Origin of the sequence: Streptomyces sp. NPDC005878, assembly GCF_040629815.1 — a bacterium.
Lineage (GTDB): Bacteria > Actinomycetota > Actinomycetes > Streptomycetales > Streptomycetaceae > Streptomyces.
Map to the genome: position 1 here is coordinate 24,390 of NZ_JBEXWK010000006.1, position 17,550 is coordinate 41,939.

Below are 17,550 nucleotides of genomic sequence, written 5' to 3' on the forward strand. Positions count from 1 at the left end.
GCCGGGCGGGTCGGTCGTGCGGGACGGTCGTGCGGGTCAGTCGTGCGGCGGGAGGGCGCCGAGCTGGTGGTCGGCCACGTTCATGGCCTCGTCGACCAGCCGGCGCAGATGGCCGTGGCGCAGCGAGTAGACCACCCGGCGGCCGTCCTTGCGGGTCGCCACCAGACCGGCCAGGCGCAGCTTGGCCAGGTGCTGGCTGACCGAGGGGCGGGCGGCCCCGCAGGCCTCGGTGAGGGTGGTGACATCGGCCTCGCCCGCGCCCAGCTCCTTGAGCAGGGCGAGCCGGGTACGGTCCGCGAGCAGCGTCAGGACGGCGACCGCGACATCCAGACGCTCGTCCTCGCCCGTGATGCGCGGGTGCGAGGAGTGCGCATCCGGAAGGTGCTTGCTCGCGCTCATGGGCCCATCGTAGAGGTCCGGTACGGGCACGACGGGCGGCCGGCCCGCACCGGTCCGCCGCTCAGCGACGGGCTCTCACCGGGTGGGGATCACGCCGCCGTCGACCCGGACGACCTGCCCGGTGATGTGGCGGGCGGCGGGCGAGGCGAGGAACCGGACGACCGCCGCCATGTCCTCGGGCTGTCCGGCCCGGCCCAGCATGGTCTCCGCCACCCGGGCCTCGTGGAACTGCTCCGAGCGGCGGTCGCGGAAGAACTCCGTCTTGTCGACGTAGCCCGGCGCGACCACGTTGCAGGTCACCCCGCGCGGCCCGAGCTGGCGGGCGGCGAAGATGTTCCAGCTGTTCATGGCCGCCTTGGCGGCGCCGTACGAACCCGCGCCCCGGTCGGCCGCGAAGGAGCTGATGTTGACCACGGCGCCCCCGGACGCGAGCTGCTTGTCGACGGCGGCCGTGGTCAGCACGGCGCCCAGCAGGTTCGCCTCCAGGTTCGCCCGCCAGCGTTCGGCCATGGCCCGCAGATCGCCCGGCGGCGGGGCGTCGAACTCCCGGTTGCCGCCCGCGTTGTTGACCAGGACGTGCAGCACGTCGGGCAGCCGCTCGCGCAGGCCCTCCAGCTGCTCGGGGTCGGTGACGTCGCAGGGCAGCGCCGTCACCCGGCCGTCGAGCTCCTCGGCGGCCCGCAGCAGCACGTCCTCGCGGCGGCCGCTGATGACGACGTGGTCGCCGTCGGCGAGGAAGGCCGCGGCTATCGCCTTGCCGATGCCGGTGCCGCCGCCGGTCACCAGGACGGTTCGAGTCATCTCCACACACTCCAGGGGTCGTTGCAGCGCAGTAGGGCGGGGTCGCGCGGGCGGCTCGCGGGCCGCGTCTCAGGCCGAGGTGCCGAAGGCCCGGGCCTCCATCAGGTCGTGGCTCAGATAGCCGTCGTGCGGACTGGTCCGGCCCGCCTGGTACGTCGGGATGGGGCCCAGCAGGACCTTGCGGATCGACCGCTCCCGCAGCGCCTCGCGCGCCAGCGGCTCGTCGCCGCCGAGGATGGTGAGGGCGAGGGCGTCCCGCAGCGGCCCGAACCCCTCCTCGCGCCGCCACGGCAGGATCCACACGCACGGGAACGAGAGCTCGATCCGGGCGCCGGGATGGTCGGAGCGGTCGCAGAGCAGGACGGCGGGTCGCAGCGCGGCCGACCCGTCGCCGAGGTCCGCCACCGGCCCCTCGGGATACAGCGGCGCGGCCACGTCGACCGCCCCCTCCAGGCGTGCCGTCAGATGCTCGCGCAGCGCCTTCGCCTCCGCCAGCGGCAGCACCGGTACCTGCGCCTCGGGCGACTGGGGCGGCGCCGGGGTCAGTCGGGCGAGCCGCTCGGCCACGGCCGCGGCCAGCGCCGCCGGGTCGGCGTCGGTGAACACGGCGGTCGCGTTGGTGCAGCGCATCCCCGCGTCGTAGCCCACCGAACGGCAGATCACGTCGACGGTCTGCTCGGTGATCGCGCCGGTGTGCAGCAGCTTGGAGCGGCCAGGGCCGCGCAGGATGACCCGGCGGTCCTCGCCGTAGCGCCGGGCCGCCGCGTCCCCGCCGAAGACCAGGCTCAGATCGGCCGCCTCCACCAGCGCGTCCCCGGTGGCGTGGCTGCCGGGCAGCAGCGAGAGGTAGTGCGGGGCGACGCCCGCGTCCAGGAGCGCGGCGATCATCCGGGCCGGGGTGAACGGATCGCGGGTCCCCGGCCGCACCACCAGCCGGTACCCGCAGGCCAGCGCGGTGAGCCACTGGGTGTGCGTACCGGGGTTGTTGCTGGGCGCGATCACGGCGAGGACGTCGCCGCGGCGCGTCCACACCGTGGAGATCTCGCCCGGGACGGGCGCGGCCGGGACGCCGGCCGGGCGCTCGGCGAGGAACTTCGCGCCCACGTCTGCGAACGTCTCGGCGACATCGTTCAGCGAGTGCCGGGCCACCGCGACGGGCACCCCCGTGACCCGGGACTGGAGTTCGCCGTAGGCCCGCGGTGTCAGCCCGCCCAGGGTCGCGGTGGCGAAGAGCTCGCCCGCCGCGGCGATGCGCTCCGGCTCCGGTGTCCGCTCGGCCCCGGCCCGCGCGTCCGCCACGGTCAGCCGCGCCAGCAGCGGCGGGGCGAGGTGGACCAGCGCCAGCGGGGTGCCGTCGACGCCCGCGAGTTCGGCGCGCTCGGCCGACTGCCGGGGCAGACCCGCCCGGATCAGCGGGATCTCGTACAGGTCCTCGGCCCCGTCCATCAGTACACCCCTTCGACCACGGAGGTGCCGACCGACTCGTACGGGCGGACCCCGGAGAGCTCGATGCCGGGGAAGCCGTCGACCGTGGCGCGGCGGGTCGCCAGGTCCCGCTCCAGGGTCGGCGGGGTGAAGTAGTCCCGGGTCAGCACGGTGATGACGACCCGCCCGTCCTCGTCGTCGCAGATGATCCGGTCCGGCTGCGCGGGGTCGACGAGTTCGACGACGGTGTACGGATAGAAGGGGCGGAAGACGCACGGCGCCGCGTCGCCGGGGCGCGGGGTGCGCTGCGGGGCGACGCCCATCATGGTGTTGCCGTACGCGCCGGCCAGCCTGGCCTGCGGGAACATCTCCTCGTCCAGCAGGCGCAGGGTCTCGCCGTCCATGCTGGTGCCGCCCCAGATGATGCCGCGCACGCTGTCGCGCAGCAGGGCGTGGACGTCCTCGCGGGCGCCGATGGACTCCAGGATGCGCGGGGTGGTGGAGATGCCCCGGATGTCCTGGGTGCGCAGGACGTCCTTGACCTGGTCGAGGATGTGGTCGACATAGCGGCGGAACTCGCTCTGGCGGCCCTCGCTGACACAGCGCCGGACCCAGCGCGGGTCGAGGTCGACGAAGTAGCAGAGCATGCCGCGCAGTTCGGAGAGGGTGCCGATGTTCTTGGCCATGACATGGGGGCCGGTGGGGCCGATGTGCAGCCAGTTGCCCTCGCCGGAGGGGAAGCCCTGCTCGTCGAGCATCCGGCTCTGCCACTGGACGTTGCGGCGCCGCGAGGTGGCGTCCACGATCCGCTTGGGCGCCCCGGTGGCCCCGCCCGACTCGTAGATCCCGTACCGCGTGCCCGGCGCGCTGCCGCGCGGCACCAGCTGGTCGGCGGCTATCCGGCTCCAGTCGACCGGCACGTCCGCGAACAGGCGCAGGTCCGCCAGGCTCTGGACGTCGGTGCGCGGGTCGAAGGAGAAGCCCTTGGCGCGTTCGACCCAGTACGGGCTGCCGGTCAGCGGCGAGAAGTGCCACTCCATGGTCGCGCGGACGAGGTCGTCGATGTCGGGCAGCTGGTCAAGTGGGGGCTCGAACACGGAAGTGAAGTCGTCGGCCATCTCGGTTCGGTCCTGTCCGTTCTGGAGGGATCGGCGACCCGGCGTCTCGACACGCGGCGGGCGTAGAACAGGTGACTGATTGTCAGAGGTCCTGATTGTTGGCAGTATGTTGAGCGCGGGAAGGGGCGTCAAGACTGCCCGCGCCGCCGGTGGGGAGTCGGCCGCGCGGAGGCGACGCCCCGATCGGCCGGGGGGCCGGGCCCGGCCCCCCGGCCTCACCCCGCGGCCGGTGACCCCGGGCGGGCCCGGGGCGCGGGCAGTGCCGCGGCCGGCCGGATGCCGTGCACCGCGAAGGCGGTCAGGAGTGCCCGGGTCAGCCCCGGACGGCAGATCACCGCCAGCGGCGCCCGGCGGCCGGGGTCCACCGGACCGGAGCGCTCCTCCTGCGGCGGGTACAGCCGGCTCACCCGGAGCCCGGCGGCCCGGGCCACCCGGAACAGCGCCTCGTCGCCCCACTCCCAGGCGCCCGCGGTGTGGATGTAGGCGTCCGCGTCGCCCTGGACCACCGCCAGGACCTTGGCCCCGGACGAGCCCATCGGGACCAGCTCGCCCCCGGTCTGGCGCACCACCGTACGGGCGAACGCGGCCGGGTCGCGGGTGTCGATCACCACCCTCGGCCGCTGCCGGGGCACCGGCCGGGGCCGGCGCCACCCCGCGTCCCGGTCCGCGGTGCACACCACCTCGCACAGCGCGGGGACCGCGACGGCCGCGGCCACCACACCCCGCTCCCGCTCCCAGAGCGCGAGCTGCACCGACCAGTGCGGATCGCCGCCGGCGTGGTACTCCTCGGCCGAGTCCAGCGGCTCGACCAGCCACACCCGGCGTCTGCGCAGGGACTCCGGCGCCCGGTCGGCCGGGCCGGTGAGCATCCCGTCGCGCGGATAGCGGGCGCGGATCCGGTTGCGCAGCAGCAGCCCCGACCAGGTGCGGCCGAGCTGCGCCATCTTGGCGCCGCCGGGGGCGAGGCCGTCCTCGTGCTGCATCCGCAGATCGAGGAGGAGCCGTCCGGCCGCCACCGCGGAGCGGGCGGCGAAGCCCGCGGCGAGGAAGTCGTCGGCGACGACCGTCCGTTCGGCGGCGCGTGGGGTCACGGGCATCGGCTCAGCCCTCCGCGTCCGGCAGGAAGTGCGGGAGGTGGGCCTTGAGGAAGTCCGCGACGGGGCGCGGCTCGTGCCCGGTGAGCCGGCGCACGTCGTCGGTCACCGGCTCGCCCGCGCCCTCCCGGAACTGCCCGAACAGCGCGTCCAGTTCGGCCTCCCACGGCCGGTGCTCCCGCGCCAGCCACGCCGCGAGCTCCGCCCCGGCGAGCTCCCGCGCCGAGACCGGCGCCGACAGCAGCCCGGCCAGCACCCGGGCGAGCTGGGCGAAGGTGGGTGCGGCCGGGCCGGTGAGGGCGTAGGTGCGGCCCTCGTGCCCCGGCTCGGTCAGGACGCGGGCCGCGGCCTCGGCCACGTCGTGCTCGTCGACGACGCTCACCCCGCGCCCGCCCGCCGGGTCGACCAGCACCCCGCGCCGGCGCACCTCGGGCGCGTAGTGCCGGATCAGCTCCTGCATCGGGTAGTTGGGGGACAGGATCGTGTACGGCAGGTCCCGCTTGGCCAGGTACCGCTCGGTGATCCAGTGGTGGCGGGCCCCGGGCGCCGGGCTGTCCTCCCGTACCGCCGCCTGCCACGGCGACATCTTCACCAGCCGCGCGCCCACGTCGGCGGCGACGTCCACCGCGGCGCTCTGGCACTCCACGTCGCAGGCGGCCGAGAGGAACAGGCTCGCGCAGCCCTCGGCCGCCGCCCTGACCGGGCCCGGGTCCGAGAGGTCCCCGGCCACCACCCGCACGCCCGGCCCGGCCGGGACCCGCTCGGGGTCCCGCGCCAGGACGGCCACCTCCACCTCACGCTCCCGCAGCGTGCGGACCACCAGCTGTCCCAGTCCGCCCGCCGCGCCGATCACGAACACTGTCACGGCCCCTGGGCCCCTTCCGCACGTACGCGCTCGGTCGGCATCGGTCAGTGCTTGTGGTCGTGCTGGTGGCCGTGGCGGTGCTGGTGGCTCTGCGGGTGGTGCCCGTGGTCGCCGTGCCCCTCGGGCAGTACCCCGCCGTGCGCGGCCAGATGGCAGGCCGGGCAGACCATGCGGCCCCGGTGGTCGTGGAGCGTCTCCACACTGGTGGGCTCGCCGCAGTCCACGCAGAGGTCCGTGCGGGCCAGGTGTTTGACGCCGGGCGCGGGTGCCTCGACCTTCTCGACCGCGAGGATCTCCTCGTCCGCCACGCTCAGCAGCTTCGCGATCCGCTCGCCCTGGAGCCGTGCGAAGGCCGCCTCGTCCTCCAGGGTCGCGGTGCCGTCGTCGATCCGGCCGGCCAGCGCCCAGATCTCCTCGGTGCGGAAGACGACGCTGTCCGCCTTCGCCCGTATCCGCACCCCCTGGGAGCCGTCGCGCTCCCAGAGCGTGAAGACGTTGCGGCCCGCGTCCTGGTGGATCAGGTTGCGCTTGCCGTACGTACAGCCCGTGAGCACCTGGAGCGCGTCGACCGCACACGCGTCGGTCTCGGAGACCAGGACCAGGGGCGTGCCCGGGTCCTTGAGGTCGAGGGCGGCGAGCCCGGCCTCGGCGACCCGGACGCCGAAGGCGGCGCCGGGGCACTCGTGGCCGTGGAAGCGGATGACGTCGTTGTAAGCCTGGGTGCGATCCATGACGACCTCTTTACGGATGTACGGATGGGATGCGGAACGGTCGGTACTGCGCGGGGGACCGGGCGGTTCAGGCCCGGGGCGTGCGCATGCCGGGCAGCGGCGGGACGATGCGGACGGTCGCCTCGCGGTCGTTGTCGCCCTCGAAGAAGGCCCGCAGGAGCGGCCGGTGCAGATCGACGACGGACAGGATGAACGTCCACTGGCCCGACTCGGCGGCCAGCACCCGGTCCAGATGGGTGCAGGTGTCCCGCAGCGGATCGTGCGGCCAGGGCACCCGGTGGGTGTGGTAGTTGCCGAACAGCACCCACCCGGCGTCGTCGCAGGCGTCGTCGATGGCCATCAGCTCACGCGGATCGGCGATCCAGCCGCGCTGCTCCATCGGGGTCTCGGACGGGATGGCGTGCTCCTGGACCACCTCGTCCATCCGGGCCCGGTGGCCGCTGTCGTGGCGCATGTTGACGATGAGCGGGAAGACGGAGCCGACCTGGATGCCGCCCGGCACCGGGCGGCCCGCGAGCATCCCGAACGCCTTGCGCTCCTCGGTCTCGCCCGCCAGGTAGTGGCCGGTGAACTTCCGTACGGCGTGGGCGACCAGGCTGGAGTAGAGGGGACGCGGGAAGACGATCTCGCGGGCCCGGGATATCTCCCCGGTGCCGGACTCGGCGGGCGCGAGCGCGGCGCTCATCGCGCGTCGCCGCCCTCGGCGTGCCGCGCGGGCCGGGCCAGCGCCTCGCGCGCCCCGGCCACCGCCCGGCCGGTCAGGGCCACCGACTGGCCCAGATAGGTCGCCGGGTCGAAGATCTCGTCGAGGGCGGCGGCGTCCAGCGGCGCGCCCGCCAGCCCGTCGCGGCCGGTCACCTCGCGCATGGAGGTGCCGTTGTCCCGCGCCGCCTGGACGAGTTCGTACACGTACTCGTGGGCGGTCTGCTTCCCGATGTGCTTGCCGAGCGCGAGCATCAGCTTCTCGGTGGCGATCTGCTCGGCGACCGCGGCGACGTTGGTCCGCAGCCGCTCCGGGCGCACCGCGAGGCCGCTCACCAGGTGCGTGACGATCTCGCACGCCGACAGGGCGTAGTGCGAGGCGTCGGGCACGCAGGCCCATTCGATGCGCAGCGCCCGCGAGTCGCGTTCGTGGTCACCGCCCATGCAGGCCAGGGCGTTGGCCATCTGGGCGGCCGCGAGCCGCGCCATGACGACCGCCTGCTCGCACGCCTCCGGGTTGCGCTTGTGCGGCATGGTGCTGCTGCCGACCTGGCCGTGCCGCCAGCCGATCTCCAGCTCGCCGAACTCGGGCCGGGACAGGACGCGCACCTCGTCCCCGATCCGGCCCATCGTCCCCGCCACCATCGCGAGCGTGGAGACGAACTCCACCACCCGGTCCCGTGACACGTGCCAGCCGACCGCGGGCGCCGCGAGGCCGAGCCGGGCGGCGAACGCCTCCAGGAGCGGCAGCGCCCGCTCCCCGAAGCCGGCCATGGTGCCGACGCCGCCGAAGAGCTGCGCCGCCAGCACCCGCGGCCGCAGCTGCTCGACGCGCTCCAGATGCCGAACGACCTCGTCCAGCCAGCTGGCGATCTTGATCCCGAAGCCCATCGGGAGGGCGGGCTGGGCGTGGGTGCGGCCCAGGGCCACGGTGGCGCCGTTGGCCTCGGCCAGGTCGGCGAGCTGCCCGGCGAGCCCCCGCAGCAGCCCCTCCATCTCGTCCAGGACGTCCCGCATCTCCAGCACCTGCGCGGTGTCCTGGATGTCCTGGGTGGTGGCGCCGTAGTGCACGTACTCACCCGCGCCGCCCTCGCAGGAGGCCTGGAAGACGCGGAGGAAACCGACGAGGGAGTGGCTGGTGCGGCGGATCTCGGCCTGGATCGCGGCCAGGTCGAGCCGGTCCACGTCGGCGGCCTCCGCGATCATCCGGGCGGCCGCCGCCGGGATGATGCCCAGCTCGCCCTGGCTCAGGGCGAGCGCCGCCTCGACGTCGAGCCACCGTTGGTAGCGACATCGGTCACAGAAGATGCGGTGGCTGGCCTGGGTGCTGTAGCGGTGCCCGTAGAACCGCGAGTCGGTGATGTGGCCGCGTAAGTGGGCGCACTCGGTGGCCTCCGGGGCGGGGGCCGGACGGGTGGCCGGGGTCTCGGGCGAGGGTGCGGTGGTCATGACGGTCGCCTCTCGGACTTCTGCGGGGTACGGACGGAACGCCCCCGGCTGCCCCGCGGCGCGGGGCGGACCGGGCGGTACGGACTGGTGCCATACGGCTTCTCGCCGGGCGAGACGATCGCCGACGCGGCGATTCCGGCGGCCACCTGGCGCGGGCTCACCCGCCGGTCGCGCGCTCCGCAGAGGATGTCCCCGACGAGCTCGCGCATCATCGCCCCGATGGTGTCGAGCACCTCGGGCGCCGTCGGTGTGGCGGGCGGACCGAACAGCGCCTCCATCGAGGCCGAGCCGCCGATCCCGCCGATGAAGTCGGGCACGACCACGACCCCGCGGTCCAGGAGCAGCCGCTCGGCGGTGGCGCTCAGCCCGCAGTTGGCGCCCACGGCCACGATCGGCACCGGCAGCACCGCCGCCCGCTCGGCCGTGACCGCGTCCTCGCCGCCCGCGAGGACCAGGACGTCGGCGGGCAGCTCGAACAGGGCCTCGCGGGGCAGCCGCATCGGCTCGGCCAGCAGGCTCTGGACCGGGCGGCGCTGGTCGAGGGTGAGCATCCGCGCGATGTCCAGGCCGCGCGGGTCGACCGCGCAGCCGTACTCGTCGGCGACGACCGTGATACGGACGCCCGCCTCCAGCAGGGCGAGCGCGGCGGCCCGCCCCAGGTTGCCGAAGCCCTGGAGGGCGACGCTGACCCGGCTGTCGCGGCGGCCGGTGTGGGCGGTCGCGGCGAGCGCGGAGTGGGCGAGGGCCTGGCCCGCCCGGCGCTGGCCGAGGGTGAGCAGACCGACGCGGGTGTCGAGCAGGCCCATCCGGGCGCGGAACTCGCGGTCGGTGATCCGCTGCGCCCGCCGGACGGCGATCTTGGCGGAGCCGATGCCGAGCGCCCCGGCCATCGCGTCGAGCTCCTCGAACCGGGTGCCCATGTCGCACCCCATGCTGAAGCGGGTGCTCAGCTCCTCGGCCAGGAAGGCGACGAAGCGGCGCAGCACCTCCGCGCGGTGCGGGCCGTGCGGGTCGTAGGCGATGCCGCACTTGGCACCGTCGACGTTGACCCCGAGCACGCGCTGCTTGAGCGTCATGCGTCCCGCGAGGGTCTGGAGGGTTTCGGCGGTGAGCCCGGCCTGCATACGGCACCCGCCCGCCGCGAGGCGGCAGTCCGTGGCGTCGTAGACCAGGTAACCGGGGCAGTGCTCGACCGGATCGACATACTCGATGACGCTGACCATGGTTCCCCCGTAGGTCATGAAGATCGCGCGGATGAGGGCGCGCGAATTGAGCAAGATAGATTGTCTGCTACAGTGACAATCAGGTGCTCTGTCAAATCGGGAGCATGGCCGACCGGTGACTGGAGAGTCAAGGGCCCTGTTTCGCGGCCCTCATGATGGACCGTCACCACGGGAGGGTGAACCGAAAAAGTGGTGGCGAAGAGGGAACCGAACAGTGGGACACAGCCGTTGTTCCCCGGGTTGCAGGGCTGGCACGGCTTCCTTCTCCGCAAGGCCGGCCAGCGTTTCACCGAGCAGGCCGAGCAGGCCCTGAGTCATCTGGACATCACGCTGCGTCAGTTCGGCGTGCTGAACGTGGTGGACTCCGAGCCCGGGATCAATCAGCGGATGGTCGGGCAGACCCTGCGCATCGACCGCACGACCATCGTCGGGCTCGTCGACGACCTGGAGCGCAAGGACCTGTTGGAGCGCCGTCGCGGCGCCGACCGCAGGACCTTCGCGCTCTATCTGACCGACCGCGGCACCGTGTGCTTGCGGGACGCGGGAGACCTGATGGTCAAGGTCCATGAATCGTTCCTGCAGCCCCTGTCGGCGGCGGAGCGCGATGTGCTGCGTGAGCTACTGCAACGGCTCGCGGTCGCGGACGAGTCGACGGCCCTGTAGCGGTCCGGGGCCCCCGTACGGCCCCGACTCCCGTGTGCCTGGCCCGGGCGGGCGTTCGGCAGGCCATTGCGGTGCGTCACTCTTGCGCATCATGTGCAATTACGCCAGCCTGGCAGTGGCCCCTTCGTGCTGCCGCCCGTCCCACGGACCGCCCGTCGGCTGCCGCGCCGCGCGCCCTAAGCGTCCCCGCCCCCTTGAGGGTCCGGGGCCGTCGCGCACATCAGGGGGTTCGGGCCGACGGCCGGACGGCACCGGCGGACGGAAGTACCAGAGCATCTCAGTCCCTCGGGGGACACCCCGGTACGCCCGCGGCCCCGCACCTCCCTACGCATCCCCCTCACCGGTGGCCGGGAGGACCGTCACGACATGCGCCGAATCGATTCGCCGCGGGCCCGGGCGGCCGCCTCGGGATGATGCGCGAACCCCGGCCGCAGCTCCGCCGGGTCGTAGGTGCGGTGGAAGACCTCGGTGGTCGCGCCGGACATCGGGGGCACGATCCAGGACCAGTCGGCCGGCACCGATCGGCCCTTGTGCTCCTCGCGCTCCAGATGCCGTACGAAGCGCCGGGACTCGGTGTGGTGGTCGGCCATGGTCACCCCGGCCCGGTCGAAGGAGTGCAGCACCGCCCGGTTCAGCTCGACCAGGGCGCGGTCCTTCCACAGCGAGCGGTCGTCCGCGGTGTCCAGGCCGAGCCGCTCGGCGACGCGCGGCAGCAGGTCGTAGCGGTCGGTGTCGGCGAGGTTGCGGGCGCCGATCTCCGTCCCCATGTACCAGCCGTTGAAGGGCGCCGCCGGATAGTGGATCCCGCCGATCTCCAGGCACATCCCCGAGATCGCGGGCACGGCGTGCCAGCGCAGCCCCCACGCGCGGCCCCAGTCGTCCTCGGGGTGGTCGAGGGGCACTTCGAGGACCGCGTCGGCGGGCAGTTCGAAGGTCCGCGGCTTGTCGTCGACGCCCTCGACGATCAGCGGCAGTACGTCGAAGGCCGTGCGCGGCCCGCCCGGCCAGCCGAGGCACAGCGCCAGGTCCGTGAGCCCGGCGTTGCGCGGGTCGCCCAGGACGCGGCCGTCGGCGGTGCGGTAGCCCGCGTACCGGATGAGCTGCTCGTTCCAGATGCGCGGCGCGGGGCGGCCCGGCGCCTCGGGGGCGAAGACGGTGATCAGGGGGCGGATGCGGCCGCCGTTGGTGGCCTCGCGCAGATGCCCGGCGCACGCCTCGGCGATCGGCTCGGCGTCGGTGAGGTGGCGCAGGTCGCGCACCCGAAGCGACCGCCAGTAGAGGCGGCCTATGCAGCGGTTGCTGTTGCGCCAGGCCACCCGGGCGCCGAACTCCAGTTCCGCGGTGGTGTGCCGGTAGGTGCCGGTCGCCCCGATCTCCTCGCGTATCTCCGCCAGCCGCCGCTCCGGGCCGCCGGGCGCGGGCTCCTCCGCGTGGTGCAGCCGGACGAACTCGGCGGCCTCCTCCCACAGCGCCGCCCCGGCCGGGCTCGGGCCGCCGCTCGCGGGGCGCCTCGGCCTGGCGAGGAATTTCCGTATCACGCGCACCTCCGGGCCCAACGACGATCGGTGGGCCGATGATGCCCGCGATCCGCCGGTGGGGGACGGCCGTTGCGGAGCAGTGATGGGCAATGGCGTGTTCGGATCGCGCGATGACTGTTTTCGATCGGGTCCAGGGCCATGTGCGGGGGACCAGGGGCACCCCCGTGACCCCCGGTCCCCGCCGGCCCCCGGGATTTTCCCCCCCCCCGGGACCCGCCCCCGCACCCATGGTGGCAAGCCCCACATGTGCGCGGCGTCAACCGGCCGTTGGGTCCGGGGTAAACCTGTGCGGTACACCGGAGGTGGGGGCGGCGAGTCCCGGCGTCGCCCGACGCGCCCCCGGTGTGTGCCCGAACGCCCGGCGGAAGACGTCGATGAACGCGCTCGTCGAGGACCAGCCGCACCGCCGCGCCACCGAGGTCACCGTGGCGTCCCCCGAGAGCAGCACCAGCGCGTGGTGGAGCCGCAGTTGGGTGCGCCACTGCGGGAACGTCATGCCCATCTCGGCGCGGAACAGCCGGGCCAGGGTGCGGGCGCTCGCCCCCACCGCCGCCCCGAGCTCCGCCAGCGGCCGGGGGTCGGCCGGGTCGTCGTCCAGGAGCGCGCAGAGCGCCGCCAGCCGGGGATCGCGGGCCGTGGGCAGGTGCAGCGGCTGCTCCGGCGCGTGCCGCAGCTGGTCCAGGACGACCGCCAGCATCCGGTCGGCCTCGGGCGTCCCCCTCGGGCCCGGCGAGCTGTACGCGATGACCAGCTCGCGCAGCAGCGGCCCCATCGCCAGGACCGCGGGCCGGGCGAGTCCCAGCGGATCGCGGTCCACCGGAACGCCGACGGTGTGCAGATCCGTCTCGCCGTACGCCCGGTGCTCGTGCGGCGTCCCGGCGGGCACCCAGATCGCCCGGGTGGCCGGGGCCACCCAGGTGCCCGCGTCCGTCGTCACCGACAGGACGCCCCGGCCCGCGTAGACGACCTGGTGCACTTCGTGGCGGTGGGTCCGCACCCCCGTGCCCGGGGCGAGGTACCGGGTCATGGTGGGGATGTGCGGCGGCCCGTGGCGGAATATCGGCACAGCTCGGCACTTTATCGGAAGCCCGCCGACCGGCGGCGCCCACAGGATCGAGGGGTGACGACGACAGCGCCGCCCGCCGGCCCCGCCAAGAGACCGTCCCCTGTGGCCGTACTGGCCCTCGGCCACGCCACGGTCGACTTCTACCAGGGGGCGGTGCCCGCCCTCGTCCCCTTCCTGGTCGCCGGTCGCGGCTACGGCTATACGGCCGCCTCCGGCATCGTGCTCGCCGCGACCCTGCTCTCCTCCGTCGTCCAGCCGGTGTTCGGGGCGCTCACCGACCGCTGGACGATGCCGTGGCTGATCCCGCTGAGCAGCCTCGGCGCGGGCGTGGGCATCGCCCTGTCCGGCCTCGGCGACTCCTATCCGCTCACCTGGCTCGCCGTCGCGCTCGCCGGGACCGGCGTCGCCGCCTACCACCCGGAGTCCGCGCGGCTGGCCCGCGCCGCCGGGCGGGGCAGCCATGTCGCCATGGGGTGGTATTCCCTGGGCGGCACCCTCGGCTTCGCCCTCGCGCCGGTCGTGGTCGGGCCGGTGCTCACGGCCGGGGGACTCGGGGCGACGCCGTGGCTGGTGGTGCCCGCGGTGGCCGGGGTGGTGTGCACGGCACCGGCGGTACGGCTGCTGGCGCGGCGGACGGCGGCGGCCGGACGCGCGGGCGCCGCGCACCCGGCCGGGCCGGACAACTGGCCGGTGTTCCTGCGGCTGTCGGTGATCGTGGTGTGCCGCTCGGTGGTCTTCGTGGGCCTGAGCGCCTTCATCGGCCTCTACGCCCAGGAGCGCGCCGGGGGCGGCCCCGCGACCGGCTCGGCCGCGCTGTTCACCCTGTTCGCGGGCGGCGCCGCCGGGACCGTCGCGGGGGGACGGCTCGCGGCGCGGTGGGGCCGGGTCCGTACCGTACGGAGGGCCTACGCGGCCTCGGTCCCGGCCGTGGCGGGCGTGGTCCTGGTGCCCGGGCCCGCGTTCTTCGGCTGCGCGGCGCTGGCGGCAGCCGTGCTGTACGCGCCGTTCTCCCTCCACGTCACCCTCGGGCAGGACTTCCTGCCGAACCGGGTCGGCACGGCGAGCGGGGTCACGCTCGGGCTCGCGGTGAGCGTCGGGGGAGTGGTCTCGCCGGGGATCGGAGCCCTGGGGGAGGCGGCCGGGCTCGGCGTGGCGCTCGCCCCGCTGATCGCGCTGTGCGCCCTCGCCTGGTGGCTGGCGCGCGGGCTGCCCGAGCCGGAGGCGCCGCGGGGCCACGGGGCGAGCGCCGGGAGCGCGCGCGGGACCGTGTCCGGCGGGTAGCGGGTGCCGCGGGCGGGCTCCTCGCCCCCTCGCCGCGCACCAGGACGGCCGGGCCGCCCGGCCCGCCCGCGGTGCGGACGAGCTGCTGGGCGGGGCCCGGCCGCTCTGTCACAGCCGGCTCGCCGGGCGTACCGGCCCCCGCGATCCGTCGCGCGACCTCGTGCCCCGTCCCCGCGTGCCGTTCCGGTGGCCGGACTGTCCACCACCGGGGGCGGCTCGGGGGACGGACACATCGACGGACGTCTCGGCGCGCCCGACGCAGCAGTGCTGTGGCGGAGAGGGCAGGACTCGAACCTGCGCGGGCCGCCGGCGCCCGGTCCGGCGCCTGCCCGCAACCCCCGTCGGACCCCTTCGGGTACCTCTCCCGTCCTCGTACGGATGGATCCTCGCCGGGGCCGCTGAGACCGCGCTGAGACGCCACTGAGACGCGTGTTTCGCCGGTCCGGCGCCCGGTACCCGCCGCGGGGCGGCCGGGTGGCCCGATCCGGGCCGGTCCGTCCGCCCCGGCTCCACGGGCGGTTGACGGCCGGCGCCGCGGTCACTACGACGGCAGCGCGGGGGCGAGGGAAAGGCTGGGCTGTGCGATGGAGGACGACGATCCGCGCTGTCTGCGCCCGGGCGAGGCCCGGACCCTGCTCGGCGGCCTCCCGTGGCGGCGCGCGGTGGTGCTCAGCGGGCAGGAGGGCCGGCTCGCCCGGGCCGCGGCGGTCCCCGGCTACCGGCCCCGGGTGTGGCCCGACCGGGTGGCCCGGGCGCTGCGCGAGGCCCGCCCGGGCCTGGCCTGTCTGCTCGTCCAGGCCCGGCGCGAACTCGTCCTCGCCGAGGTGCGCTCGCGCCAGCTGGCCCAGGCGCTCGCCTTCCGGTCCGACCTCGCGGTGATCGCGTGCGGCGGGCCCGATGTACGGGCGCGCCGGTTCGACGCGGATGTGGTGGAGACCGAACTCAGCCGAATTCTCGCCTCGTTGAAGGAGATGGCGTGCCGCCACACGGTGGTGGTCAGCCCGTTCGACTGGTCCGCCTCGGGCCAGGTTGCCCCGGCCCACCGCGACCGGGTGCGCTCCCGCCAGCGCCTCCTGGTGGAACGCCTGGCGATAGTGACCCTCCGTCATGGGGCCCTGCACATCGACCTGATGAAGCACCAGGACGCCGATCCCGGAGCGCTGTGGAGCCCGCAGCCGGGCCGTCTGAACAGCCGGGGGCACGCGGTGGCCGCGGCGGCGGTGGTACGGACCCTGGCCTCCTGCCCGGCGTCCTAGCCCAACCGCTCGGCGGCGGGTGCGCCGCGAGCGCTCTGATACCCGACTGAGACGCGCGTGTCAGGGAATTGGGGCCCGCGGCTGCGAGGATGCTCATGACAGGGGGGAATGTCATGAGCATCGACACCTTCGCCGTGCGCGGCGGCGATACGGTCCGCGAGAACTTACGTGCCTACGGCGACCATCCCGGCGCCTTTCTGGCGATGAGCGAGGGAGCGGAATACTTCCGTGTGGCGGGCAGGACCGGAGTGATCCCTTTTCGGGATACCGGTGGCCATCTGCACCAGAGCGGCGGAGTGATCGCTCCCCATGACGGCCAGGAACCGCTGCTGCGCGCTTTCACGGAATTCGCCGCGGAACGGCGCAGGAAAGTCGTGGCCACCCGGCTGCGGCGCCCGGAGGCCGCGCTCTTCGCCCGCTGCGGCTTCACCGTGAACCAGGCCGGCTCGTCCTACGCGGTCTACCTCCCCGAATTCCGCCTCGGCGGCCCGCGCCTGGCCGAGCTGCGTCTGGCGGTCACCCGGGCGTGGCTCGCCGGGGTCGAGACGGCCGAAGTGGCGTACGGGGACAGCGCGGGCGGTCGCGAGGTGGCCGGCGCGGCCGACGGGAGGCGGGTGTTCGCCGGGCAGGCCGGGGGCCGGGACATCGCGTCCGTCACCTACCTGCCGGTGTTCGGCTCCCGCCCCGGCTGGCTGCACCACACCGCGCGCCGGGCGCCGGACGCGCCCCGGGGCGCCGTGGAGGCGGTCAACCTGGCGGCCGCAGGGGCGTTCACCACCGAGGGGGCGCAGTGGCTGCACCTCGGCTTCACCGCCTTCGCCGGGCTCTGCGCCCAGTACGAGCTCGGGACCGCGAGCGCGGCGGCGGCGCGGCTGCTTCGGCTCGCCGCCGGGCACGGTGCGTGGCGGCACGCGACGGCCCGGCGGCTCGCCTACCAGCGGATCTGGGACCCGCACCTGGTGCAGCCCGGTTACCTCGCCTGGCAGGGCCGGGCGGCCGGCGGGGCGCTGGGCCGACTGCTGAGGTCGGCCGCGGCGCCCTGACGGCCGGGGCGGCGTCTCAGAGGGCGACCGGCTCCCTTCGCAGGATGTCCTGGAAGCGGGCGCGCAGCGCGTCCCCCGGCTCCAGGCCGAGACTGTGGGAGAGCCGCTGGCGGGTGCGGTGGTAGGCGTCGAGCGCCTCGGCCTGGCGCCCCGAGCGGTAGAGCGCGGTGATGAGCTGCTCGCAGAAGCGCTCGCGCAACGGGTACTGGGCGTGCAGCTGCTGGAGTTCGGTGACCGCCTCGCGGTGCCTGCCGAGGTCCAGCTCGGCGTCGAAGAGATGCTCGTACGCCATCAGCCGCACCTCGGTCAGCCGGGTGTAGGCGAGCCGGCTGATCATGCCCTGGCCGGTGTCGAGGAGCGCGGGCCCGCGCCACAGGGCCAGCGCCTCGGTGAGCAGTCTGACCACGCGCTCGGGCGAGGCCCGGCGCGCGGCGGTGGCCTGCCGCACCAGGGCGGTGAACAGCGAGGCGTCGACGTCGCGTTCGGGCAGCGAGAGCGCGTAGCCGAAGCTGGACGTCTGGATGAGTCCGCGCGGCCCGTCGCGGCCCGTGCGGGACTCGATGATGCGGCGCAGCCGGGCGACATGGCCCTGGAGCGAGTTCTCGGCGTTGCGGGGGAGTTCCTCTCCCCACAACTCGTCGATGAGATCGTGCCGTGAGACCGGCCGGCCCGGCGACAGGGCGAGGGCGGCCACGATCGCCCGTAACTTCTCGCCGGGAATCCGGAACGTGAGATGGCCGTCGGTTATTTCCAGTGATCCGAGCAGACGAACTTTCACCGTGCTTCCCCCGTGCTTCGTGCTGGAATCCCCCGACTCCGCCGATGCCCTGAAGGGATCTTCCGGCAGTGCCGGTGGATATGGATGATCTCCGCTTCGAAGAGCGGCGATCCTACCC

General features: G+C 74.5%; 17 protein-coding genes and 1 tRNA gene. 4 read left to right on the plus strand and 14 right to left on the minus strand.

Annotation, left to right across the window (positions count from 1 at the left end):
* Positions 1–36 precede the first annotated feature (36 nt).
* From ABZ404_RS12340 to ABZ404_RS12385, 10 genes are all read right to left on the minus strand, one after another.
* The gene (locus tag ABZ404_RS12340; protein ID WP_358836053.1) at positions 37–399 is read right to left on the minus strand and encodes a metalloregulator ArsR/SmtB family transcription factor; all 363 of its coding nucleotides are present in this window, start codon (positions 397–399) and stop codon (positions 37–39) included.
* Positions 400–474: 75 nt separating this feature from the next.
* On the minus strand, positions 475–1,200 hold the full coding sequence (locus tag ABZ404_RS12345) for an SDR family NAD(P)-dependent oxidoreductase (protein ID WP_358836052.1): 726 nt from the start codon (positions 1,198–1,200) through the stop codon (positions 475–477).
* A 69-nt stretch (positions 1,201–1,269) separates the two neighbouring features.
* On the minus strand, positions 1,270–2,646 hold the full coding sequence (locus tag ABZ404_RS12350; protein WP_358990357.1) for an aldehyde dehydrogenase family protein: 1,377 nt from the start codon (positions 2,644–2,646) through the stop codon (positions 1,270–1,272).
* Complete coding sequence (locus ABZ404_RS12355; protein ID WP_358835615.1) at positions 2,646–3,743, minus strand: phenazine biosynthesis protein; 1,098 nt, start codon at positions 3,741–3,743, stop codon at positions 2,646–2,648. Before ABZ404_RS12355 ends, ABZ404_RS12350 begins: the two co-directional genes overlap by 1 nt.
* 215 nt (positions 3,744–3,958) lie before the next feature.
* Positions 3,959–4,840: an inositol monophosphatase family protein gene (locus tag ABZ404_RS12360; RefSeq protein ID WP_358835616.1), complete on the minus strand. Its 882-nt coding sequence runs from the start codon at positions 4,838–4,840 to the stop codon at positions 3,959–3,961.
* Positions 4,841–4,844: 4 nt separating this feature from the next.
* Entirely contained in the window at positions 4,845–5,702 is an 858-nt protein-coding gene (locus tag ABZ404_RS12365; RefSeq protein ID WP_358835617.1) for an NAD(P)H-binding protein, read from the minus strand.
* Between the two features lie 44 nt (positions 5,703–5,746).
* Complete coding sequence (locus ABZ404_RS12370; RefSeq protein ID WP_358835618.1) at positions 5,747–6,433, minus strand: FmdE family protein; 687 nt, start codon at positions 6,431–6,433, stop codon at positions 5,747–5,749.
* Positions 6,434–6,500: 67 nt separating this feature from the next.
* Positions 6,501–7,118, minus strand: coding sequence for a hypothetical protein (locus ABZ404_RS12375; protein WP_358835619.1), 618 nt, complete (start codon positions 7,116–7,118; stop codon positions 6,501–6,503).
* Positions 7,115–8,584 carry an adenylosuccinate lyase family protein gene (locus ABZ404_RS12380; RefSeq protein WP_358835620.1) on the minus strand — a complete coding sequence of 490 codons (1,470 nt, stop codon included), beginning with the start codon at positions 8,582–8,584 and terminating at the stop codon, positions 7,115–7,117. The genes ABZ404_RS12375 and ABZ404_RS12380 overlap by 4 nt, the downstream gene beginning before the upstream one ends.
* Entirely contained in the window at positions 8,581–9,861 is a 1,281-nt protein-coding gene (locus tag ABZ404_RS12385) for a Glu/Leu/Phe/Val dehydrogenase dimerization domain-containing protein (protein WP_358835621.1), read from the minus strand. Before ABZ404_RS12385 ends, ABZ404_RS12380 begins: the two co-directional genes overlap by 4 nt.
* Positions 9,862–10,035: 174 nt before the next feature.
* Between ABZ404_RS12385 and ABZ404_RS12390 the strand changes: the two genes are divergently transcribed.
* The gene (locus ABZ404_RS12390; RefSeq protein WP_358835622.1) at positions 10,036–10,470 is read left to right on the plus strand and encodes a MarR family transcriptional regulator; all 435 of its coding nucleotides are present in this window, start codon (positions 10,036–10,038) and stop codon (positions 10,468–10,470) included.
* Positions 10,471–10,829: 359 nt separating this feature from the next.
* Here the strand turns inward: ABZ404_RS12390 and ABZ404_RS12395 are convergent, their stop codons facing one another.
* Both ABZ404_RS12395 and ABZ404_RS12400 read right to left on the minus strand, forming a co-directional pair.
* A complete protein-coding gene (locus ABZ404_RS12395; protein WP_358835626.1) occupies positions 10,830–11,939 on the minus strand; it encodes a nitric oxide synthase oxygenase in 1,110 nt (369 codons plus the stop codon).
* A 325-nt stretch (positions 11,940–12,264) separates the two neighbouring features.
* A complete protein-coding gene (locus ABZ404_RS12400; protein WP_358835627.1) occupies positions 12,265–13,035 on the minus strand; it encodes a helix-turn-helix transcriptional regulator in 771 nt (256 codons plus the stop codon).
* 93 nt (positions 13,036–13,128) lie between these two features.
* Here ABZ404_RS12400 and ABZ404_RS12405 point away from each other — a divergent pair, with 93 nt between their 5' ends.
* A complete protein-coding gene (locus ABZ404_RS12405) occupies positions 13,129–14,355 on the plus strand; it encodes an MFS transporter (protein WP_358835623.1) in 1,227 nt (408 codons plus the stop codon).
* A 270-nt stretch (positions 14,356–14,625) separates the two neighbouring features.
* On the opposite strand, the gene ABZ404_RS12410 is transcribed toward ABZ404_RS12405, so the two are convergent.
* Positions 14,626–14,720 (minus strand) — tRNA-OTHER (locus tag ABZ404_RS12410).
* A 219-nt stretch (positions 14,721–14,939) separates the two neighbouring features.
* Between ABZ404_RS12410 and ABZ404_RS12415 the strand changes: the two genes are divergently transcribed.
* The gene (locus ABZ404_RS12415; RefSeq protein ID WP_358835624.1) at positions 14,940–15,611 is read left to right on the plus strand and encodes a GDSL-type esterase/lipase family protein; all 672 of its coding nucleotides are present in this window, start codon (positions 14,940–14,942) and stop codon (positions 15,609–15,611) included.
* 113 nt (positions 15,612–15,724) lie between these two features.
* A complete protein-coding gene (locus ABZ404_RS12420; protein ID WP_358990360.1) occupies positions 15,725–16,654 on the plus strand; it encodes a phosphatidylglycerol lysyltransferase domain-containing protein in 930 nt (309 codons plus the stop codon).
* 16 nt (positions 16,655–16,670) lie between these two features.
* Here the strand turns inward: ABZ404_RS12420 and ABZ404_RS12425 are convergent, their stop codons facing one another.
* Complete coding sequence (locus ABZ404_RS12425; RefSeq protein ID WP_358837626.1) at positions 16,671–17,432, minus strand: AfsR/SARP family transcriptional regulator; 762 nt, start codon at positions 17,430–17,432, stop codon at positions 16,671–16,673.
* Positions 17,433–17,550: the final 118 nt, after the last annotated feature.

Bases quoted from the DNA above. Each gene is read 5' to 3' on its own strand.
- ABZ404_RS12350 (WP_358990357.1), bottom strand. From the start codon at position 2,646: ATGGACGGGGCCGAGGACCTGTACGAGATCCCGCTGATCCGGGCGGGT.
- ABZ404_RS12415 (WP_358835624.1), top strand. From the start codon at position 14,940: ATGGAGGACGACGATCCGCGCTGTCTGCGCCCGGGCGAGGCCCGGACC.
- ABZ404_RS12420 (WP_358990360.1), top strand. From the start codon at position 15,725: ATGAGCATCGACACCTTCGCCGTGCGCGGCGGCGATACGGTCCGCGAG.
- ABZ404_RS12360 (WP_358835616.1), bottom strand. From the start codon at position 4,840: ATGCCCGTGACCCCACGCGCCGCCGAACGGACGGTCGTCGCCGACGAC.
- ABZ404_RS12400 (WP_358835627.1), bottom strand. From the start codon at position 13,035: ATGACCCGGTACCTCGCCCCGGGCACGGGGGTGCGGACCCACCGCCAC.
- ABZ404_RS12355 (WP_358835615.1), bottom strand. From the start codon at position 3,743: ATGGCCGACGACTTCACTTCCGTGTTCGAGCCCCCACTTGACCAGCTG.
- ABZ404_RS12345 (WP_358836052.1), bottom strand. From the start codon at position 1,200: ATGACTCGAACCGTCCTGGTGACCGGCGGCGGCACCGGCATCGGCAAG.
- ABZ404_RS12380 (WP_358835620.1), bottom strand. From the start codon at position 8,584: ATGACCACCGCACCCTCGCCCGAGACCCCGGCCACCCGTCCGGCCCCC.
- ABZ404_RS12370 (WP_358835618.1), bottom strand. From the start codon at position 6,433: ATGGATCGCACCCAGGCTTACAACGACGTCATCCGCTTCCACGGCCAC.
- ABZ404_RS12375 (WP_358835619.1), bottom strand. From the start codon at position 7,118: ATGAGCGCCGCGCTCGCGCCCGCCGAGTCCGGCACCGGGGAGATATCC.
- ABZ404_RS12340 (WP_358836053.1), bottom strand. From the start codon at position 399: ATGAGCGCGAGCAAGCACCTTCCGGATGCGCACTCCTCGCACCCGCGC.